9 protein-coding genes and 1 CRISPR repeat array are annotated in these 7,483 nt (G+C 36.4%); of the genes, 2 read left to right on the top strand and 7 right to left on the bottom strand.

Annotated elements, in window-relative coordinates; all coding sequences use genetic code 11:
* The 4 genes from J500_RS16320 to J500_RS16305 all read right to left on the bottom strand — a co-directional run.
* The coding region (locus J500_RS16320; RefSeq protein ID WP_034699940.1) for an IS5 family transposase at nt 1-532 on the bottom strand (532 nt) is incomplete at its 3' end.
* Nucleotides 533-635: 103 nt separating this feature from the next.
* Nucleotides 636-884: a DUF333 domain-containing protein gene (locus tag J500_RS16315; RefSeq protein ID WP_004998237.1), complete on the bottom strand. Its 249-nt coding sequence runs from the start codon at nt 882-884 to the stop codon at nt 636-638.
* Between the two features lie 71 nt (nt 885-955).
* Nucleotides 956-1,189 (bottom strand): hypothetical protein, encoded by a 234-nt coding sequence (locus J500_RS16310; protein ID WP_026039876.1) that lies wholly within the window; start codon nt 1,187-1,189, stop codon nt 956-958.
* Between the two features lie 633 nt (nt 1,190-1,822).
* Complete coding sequence (locus tag J500_RS16305) at nt 1,823-2,065, bottom strand: hypothetical protein (protein WP_004998239.1); 243 nt, start codon at nt 2,063-2,065, stop codon at nt 1,823-1,825.
* A 523-nt stretch (nt 2,066-2,588) separates the two neighbouring features.
* Between J500_RS16305 and J500_RS16300 the strand changes: the two genes are divergently transcribed.
* On the top strand, nt 2,589-3,647 hold the full coding sequence (locus J500_RS16300; RefSeq protein WP_004998242.1) for a linear amide C-N hydrolase: 1,059 nt from the start codon (nt 2,589-2,591) through the stop codon (nt 3,645-3,647).
* Between the two features lie 36 nt (nt 3,648-3,683).
* Nucleotides 3,684-4,169: a hypothetical protein gene (locus J500_RS16295; protein WP_004998245.1), complete on the top strand. Its 486-nt coding sequence runs from the start codon at nt 3,684-3,686 to the stop codon at nt 4,167-4,169.
* Nucleotides 4,170-4,231: 62 nt separating this feature from the next.
* Here the strand turns inward: J500_RS16295 and aroC are convergent, their stop codons facing one another.
* The 3 genes from aroC to J500_RS16280 form a co-directional block, all read right to left on the bottom strand.
* Nucleotides 4,232-5,323 (bottom strand): chorismate synthase, encoded by a 1,092-nt coding sequence (aroC, locus tag J500_RS16290; RefSeq protein ID WP_004998247.1) that lies wholly within the window; start codon nt 5,321-5,323, stop codon nt 4,232-4,234.
* Nucleotides 5,324-5,335: 12 nt separating this feature from the next.
* A complete protein-coding gene (gene prmB / locus J500_RS16285) occupies nt 5,336-6,346 on the bottom strand; it encodes a 50S ribosomal protein L3 N(5)-glutamine methyltransferase (protein ID WP_004998249.1) in 1,011 nt (336 codons plus the stop codon).
* Nucleotides 6,347-6,598: 252 nt separating this feature from the next.
* A CRISPR array of direct repeats spans nt 6,599-7,107; the repeat unit is 28 nt; unit sequence GCTTCCTATCGCATAGATAGTTTAGAAA.
* Between the two features lie 43 nt (nt 7,108-7,150).
* The coding region (locus J500_RS16280; RefSeq protein ID WP_147519092.1) for an IS66 family transposase at nt 7,151-7,483 on the bottom strand (333 nt) is incomplete at its 5' end.

Below are 7,483 nucleotides of genomic sequence, written 5' to 3'. Positions count from 1 at the left end.
CTCTGATTTGCTCTCGTAATGGTTCAGAATCATAACCCTTATCTGCACATAAGACCTCAGTTTTTTCCAAATCTAATTTTTCAACTAGCTCAGGTGCAACCTTAACATCATGTGTTGTTCCATTCGTGATCATAATTTCAATTGGATTACCATAAGAATCAACGGCCAAGTGTATTTTTGAACTATTCCCACCAATGCTTTTTGATATAGCTTGATCTTTTAACCCAGCAGAGTGTTGATGCGCCCTAATATGAGAACCATCAATAAAAATCCACTCTTTATCTGTATGTTTACTGATTAATTTAAATATTTTCAGCAGCTTATTATGTTTAGACCAACGACTATATTTTTTAAATATTGAATTTGGATTACCAAAATCCGGTGGTAAATCTCGCCATGGGCAACCTGTTCTAATTCGATAAAGAATAGCTTCAATAAAATTTCGAAGATTTCGTTTGAGATAAATATCAAAATTACGCAGAATAGTTTCTAACTTTGACCAGTGTTGATCATTCAGCATTGTACGAGGCATAGCGAGTAGTAAATTTGGTTTGGCGATTGAATTTTACTTACTCGCTATTTTTTATACATCAAATGTCAACAGACCCTTATGTTTTCTGAGCTTTTTTTGTGTCTTATTTTTGAGGATGATCTTGTCTAAATAATTGCCATTCTTCAATCACACGACCATCTGGTAAAATACAATTGGCATAAGTATCACCATTTGCATTTTTTTTCATCTCCAACTTACCACCTTGATCAATACAGTACTGACTAGCTGGATTAGGCATTCCAATTTTTTGTGGCGTAGGTGTCTTGGTCGTGCTACAAGCAGATAAAACAAGAGTGCCGCCACATAAAATAAATAAGATCTTTTTAGTCATTATTTCACTCCACATTATATTTTAAGCATTTTAATTATCAACAATTTTGAATTTTAAACTGTTAAATTTAGTTAGTTCATTGCAATCATTTTCACTAAAATGTGTTGAGATTCATCATTTTCATCATAGGTTTGTTTGCGTATCAACTCTTTATACTTGACCCGAAAATCACGCCCATTAAAAGTCACTACAGAAGGTATATTGTCAAAATATGTACTCCCCGCATCCAGATGCTCTTCATGTAAAGCAGTTCCGAGTTGATAATCATCACCTTTGAGTACGACATATTTTACTGTTGTTCTCATTTTATCCATACTATTTAAACCTTTTCAGCTTATTGTTTACTGCTTTACAAAGCTTGACCAGATATATAAACAATTAATAAACAAAACAATTCTTAAAAAATCATCAATTTGAATAGACTTCTTTCGTAGGTTACTTTTATTTGTCCTAATGGGAGAAAAATAAAGAGGGTTAAACAATCATGAAAGAAGTCTAATGCCAAGCTTTTATTCAATACTATTCACCCGATCTACTGCTAAGTCAATCGAAAAAGTCGGTAGGACTGTAATCTTAGTTTCCATAGAGACTCAACCATACGTTGTGTATATTGGAAGATTGATCTATGTTTTTGGGGATATGGCCTTATACACGTATTTTTTGAGTATCTTGTAAAGACCAAATTGGAAGAATTGAACGAGCCTGAGTTCAATGATCAAACTTAGCACTCTCATCAAAACATTTTTGTTTCTTTAAAATTATTATCAAATACAAAGGTCAATAATCCGATTGCCAATAGAATCACTGGCAATCTTTAAAAAGATTTCTAAATAATGAAAAGATTTTGAAAACACATAATATCGAACAACATTTGGAACAAATTCAAATGATAAGTCCTTCAAAATGACTTATTTTTCAAAAGATTATTTAGACAATCATTAGCTTGATTCAATTTTAAGTTGATATTCATCTTGAGTAATTTTTATTTTTAATTTTCGATACTTACGTTTATTCGGATCTAAAGCAGATTCTAGTATTTCGCTTTTGAACTTAGCATCATTCATTAGTTCAGCATATATTTTATAACCTATTAAGATTTTACTGGGCTTTTCTTTAGTATCTTTAAAATCATCAATAATATTATTTAAATAATCTAAGTTAGTCTCATTGGTTTTTTTCATTGCGCAATGCCCTTTGATTTTCAAATTAATTTAACATTCAATTTTTACAAAAATATGAATGAGTGCTGCTTTTTGACATAGATTTTGAGCATAAAAAAAACCTGCCACTTGGGGAAGAAGCAGGCCATAAAACGCACAAATGGTAAATCGAGTACTCTATTGATCTTAACAAAATTGGCTAAATGTTTGTATTTATTAAACATCTGATATCACATCAAATAAAATTGATACTAGAAAAAAATTATTATGAGCAAATTCTGATATTTAAGAACTGAGTAGATTGAACTTATTATATTAAAAACATACAGACCAGTCTAGATAAAGTTAAAATAATATTAAAATATATAATTCATCTAAAAAATAAATTAATTTTTACTTATAAAATATTAAATAAACGAACTGCTATAAAGCATTTATGCTGAAATTTGTTAAAAAATTATCTATTCAAAATAAATTACGCTAAATTAACCAATGAGATAACTCATAAAAAAGCATTAAAAATACTTCACAAGAGGACATGACAATGATTAAAAAAGCACTCATAAGTAGTTTAATCGGCGGTAGTTTATTTTGGGTATCCCTTACAGCAGAAAGTTGTACGCGGGTGGTGTATCAAGGGAATAACCAAACCATTATTACTGCCCGCTCTATGGACTGGAAACAGGATGTCGGCACCAACTTATGGATTTTGCCTAGTGGTGTAAAACGCAGTGGTAATGTGGGGAAAAATTCGATTCATTGGACCTCTAAATATGGCAGTGTAGTTGCAACAGGTTACGATATCTCAACTACAGATGGTGTCAATGAAGCAGGCTTAAATGCCAACTTGCTTTGGCTTGTTGAATCTCAATATCCAGATCGAACCAAATCAGATAAACCCAAACTGACAATTGCTGCGTGGGCGCAATATGTCCTAGATAATTTTGCAACTGTCGATGAGGCAGTCAAAGCTCTACAAAAAGAGCCGTTTATTATCGTTACTGATGCCGTGCCGGGTGAGAAACGTTTAACGACCTTACACTTATCTATTTCTGATAAAACAGGAGACAATGCAATAGTTGAATATATTAACGGTAAACAAGTCATTCATCATGATTCAAGTTATCAAGTAATGACCAACTCTCCTACTTTTGATGAGCAACTTGCACTCAATGAATATTGGAAACAAATTGGGGGAACGATTTTTCTTCCAGGCACCAATCGCGCATCAGATCGTTTTGCCAGAGCCTCTTTTTATATCAATGCGATTCCTAAAAATGATGATCCTAAAGAAGCACTTGCCTCCGTTTTCAGTGTTATTCGGAATGTCTCTGTCCCTTATGGGCTTAATACTCAAGAAGAACCCAATATCTCTTCAACCCGCTGGCGTACGGTTGTTGATCATAAGCGTAAACTTTACTTTTTTGAATCTGCGCTTTCACCCAATAGTTTCTGGGTCGATCTTAACAAAATTAATTTCAAAGATGGGGTGACACGTAAGTTAGATTTAGGTAAAAATCAAAAGAATATCTATGCAGGTGATGCAACAGCACAATTCAAAACGGCACCACCCTTTCATTTTCTGGGCATAGATGAAGATTAAGAAAATGAATACAACATATTTAAGGGGAAATCTGAAATGAAAAAAATAGTTGGACTAATGACAGCTTTCATTTTATTACACGGTTGTGCCACTGTTCCTGAAAATAAAAGTAACACTGATCGATTAGCTACAGCAGGATTATTACTATGTAAACCGAACGAACAGTGTCCGATTATGGCGGCCTCATGGAATTCGGAGAATAAAAATCAACTTCGTATTGATGTGCGTTTAAATAGTAGCTATCTCTATTATGATATCAAGAAAATAACCTTTATCGTGGATGGTAAACACCTAAGTTATACCCCAACACAACCCACTGAACTTGAATATATCAGCCGTTTAGAACCGAAACGCTCATCGAACCATATTGTAGTGCCGAGCAGTTTTTTAAATGACTTTAAAAATGCAAAACGCATTGATGTTCAAATTAGCACAGACCACGGTGCCATCAAACGACCAATGTATATTGATGGTCGAGCCTCATCTGCTTACCAAAATTTTGTCGGTGTATATTCTTCTTAAATCTGTTTTTGCTATAAAAAACTCACCGAAAGATGCTGGTGAGTTTTTTATATAAGACTAACTTAAGATTCGATTGGTGCAAATGGAACAACGACATCCGCATTTTGCGCACGGTTTCTCATGAAGTGATCCATCAAAACAATCGCAAGCATCGCTTCCGCAATGGGTGTTGCCCGAACACCCACGCAAGGATCATGACGACCTTTGGTTAATACGTCGGTATTTTCACGATCCAGATTAATGGTTTTACCTGAAGTGGTAATACTTGCGGTTGGTTTAAGCGCAATAGCGACACGAATGGTTTGTCCACTCGAAATACCGCCTAAAATACCACCTGCATGATTAGCAAGGAAACCGTCTGTGGTTAACTCATCCCGACTTTCATGGCCAAACTGACCTGCTACAGCAAAACCATCACCAATTTCTACACCTTTTACAGCGTTGATGCTCATCATGGCATGTGCAATATCAGCATCTAAACGGTCAAATACAGGCTCACCCCAACCCACTGGAACTTTTTCGGCTAAAATTTCCAGTTTTGCGCCACAGCTTGTACCTTGTTCACGTAAAGAAGTCACTAAGGCTTCAAAACGCGGTACGGCAGCAACATCACCACAGAAAAATGGATTATTTGGAACTTCAGTCCAGTCCAGTTTTTCTGCAATTTCATTACCAATTTGGGTGACATGACCACGAATCACGATACCAAATTTTTCAGACAAATATTTTTTTGCAATTGCACCCGCTGCAACACGCATTGCTGTTTCGCGCGCACTGGAACGTCCGCCACCACGATAATCACGGAAACCATACTTTTGCGTATAGGTATAATCCGCATGTCCCGGGCGAAAGGTTTGAGCAATATTGCCATAATCTTTCGATTTCTGGTCTGTATTGCGAATGAGCAAACCGATTGAAGTACCTGTGGTTTTACCCTCAAAAACCCCAGAAATAATTTCAACTTCATCAGGTTCTTTACGCTGGGTCGCAAACTTCGATGTTCCTGGTTTACGACGATCTAAATCTTTTTGCAAGTCTTCTGCACAAAGTTCCAAGCCCGGTGGTACACCATCAACAATGGCCATTAAACCCACGCCATGTGACTCACCACAAGTCGTTACACGAAAGAGTTGTCCAATACTGTTCCCTGCCATATTTACAACTCCTTATGCTTCTAAAGATTCTTGAAATAAACGCTGATAACGGCGGCATTGCTCTGCGGTTAAAGCAAAAATACCTGAACCACCTTTTTTGAAAGTTAGCCAGTAGAAATCAACTGTATGGAAATTTTGACGCATTGCCCATTCAGAGTTACCGACTTCAATCACAATTAATCCATCTTCGGTCAGATAATCTGCGGCCTGAGCCAGCATTTTACGTACCAGATCCAGACCATCTTGACCTGCTGCCAATGCAAGTTCTGGTTCATGCAGAAATTCTTCAGGTAAATCTGCCATATCTTCTGCATCCACATAAGGTGGATTACTCACAATTAAATCGTATTGATTTTCGGCAGGAATTTTTGAAAATAAATCAGATTCCATTAAAGCCACCTGATATTGTTTATCATGATGCTCTGTATTAATCGCAGCGACTTCAAGCGCATCTTTAGAAATATCGGTTGCATCCACTTCCGACTCTGGAAATGCATAAGCCAAAGCAATCGCAATACAACCTGAACCCGTACACATATCTAAGATACGTTGTGGTGTTTTAGGATTTGAATTTTCAGGTAAATGATTAATTGCTTCAAGCATATTGCCATGTTCATCAAGGCAGTAAGGAGCAAAACGTTGTTCAATTAACTCAGCAATCGGTGAACGCGGAATCAATACTCGTTCATCCACATAAAACGGTTTATTTGCAAAGTAAGCCAGATTGAGCAAATATGATGTTGGAATTCGTTCATTGACACGGCGTTCAAGCAAACTTAAAAATTCAGCTTTTTCACTGGGTAATAGTTTTGCATCCAAAATCTCTGCATCTGCCGCCCACTCTAACGAAAGTGTTTGTAACACCAGTGCTGAACTTTCTGCGAAATAGTCTTCGGTTCCCTGACCTAAATGAGCATCATATTGACGTAGTGCAGTCACACCGAAACGAATGAAATCACGAATCGTTGTTAGGTTTTCTGCTGCTTCCTGTAATTGTTCAGGGTGAATAGTCGGTTGCTCCACTCAGGGGTCTCCAAAAGATGATGATGCAAAACGGCTTATGATACCTTGTTTTGTCTTGCTTTTTAATGCCTAAAGCGAGTGGATTCAATTTTAAATCAAGTTGACTTATTGCTCTTTTTAAATCAATATTTTTCTTACCCTTTAATAATATAATAAAATCATAAGCTTATGATTTAACTTGTTTTTAAAGCATAATATTAAATTATTAAAATAACTTATTGTTATTAAATGATTTATTAATAAGAGTTTATAGCTTCCTATCGCATAGATAGTTTAGAAACTTAAATATTTGATCTATTTAAATATTTTTGAGCTTCCTATCGCATAGATAGTTTAGAAACAACAGCAGCTGTCAACCTTGCTTGGGATCGTGCTTCCTATCGCATAGATAGTTTAGAAAGTTCGTAAAAACAAACTGGTCAAGTACATTGAGCTTCCTATCGCATAGATAGTTTAGAAAAGTGCAATTTACATTGGTGTTTTCAAATTTGGTGCTTTCTATCGCATAGATAGTTTAGAAAATGATAAGCAATCAAGTCACGATCATTGGGTTGCTTTCTATCGCATAGATAGTTTAGAAAGATCAAACAGGGCATGAAACGTCCGGTCATGGGCTTCCTATCGCATAGATAGTTTAGAAAGAAAGCTTGAGTGAATGCAAGAAGCGAAAGGTGCTTCCTATCGCATAGATAGTTTAGAAATAATAAACCATTTGAAAACAGTGATATACAAAGTTTCCTATCGCATAGATAGTTTAGAAATGGTGAAACCAAGTAAGCGTCCGCTGAACCCCATGCCTATTTTTTAATTCGGTTCAGGTTTCCAGCGGTGTGGTAGCAATTCTTCAATCTGAGTCACTTTATGTGTCGGCAACCTTTTCAGCACATCACTTAAATAGGCATAGGGATCCAGCCCATTCAGCTTTGCTGACTGGATTAATGTCATAATATTGGCTGCTCGCTGACCGCTGCGCAGCGAACCTGCAAATAACCAGTTCTTACGTCCCAACGCCCAGGGGCGCATCTGGTTTTCCACCCAGTTATTGCAAATCGGTAGATTGCCATCATCCAGATAGCGGCTTAAGGCTGGCCAACGCTTCAGAGTGTAATTGATCGCCTTGGCGGTTGGAGAACTCGA

Origin of the sequence: Acinetobacter sp. 479375 (genome assembly GCF_000581715.1) — a bacterium.
Classification (GTDB): domain Bacteria; phylum Pseudomonadota; class Gammaproteobacteria; order Pseudomonadales; family Moraxellaceae; genus Acinetobacter; species Acinetobacter ursingii.
Note: the sequence above shows the minus strand (reverse complement) of the source record. Positions and strands in the feature narration are given on the sequence as shown.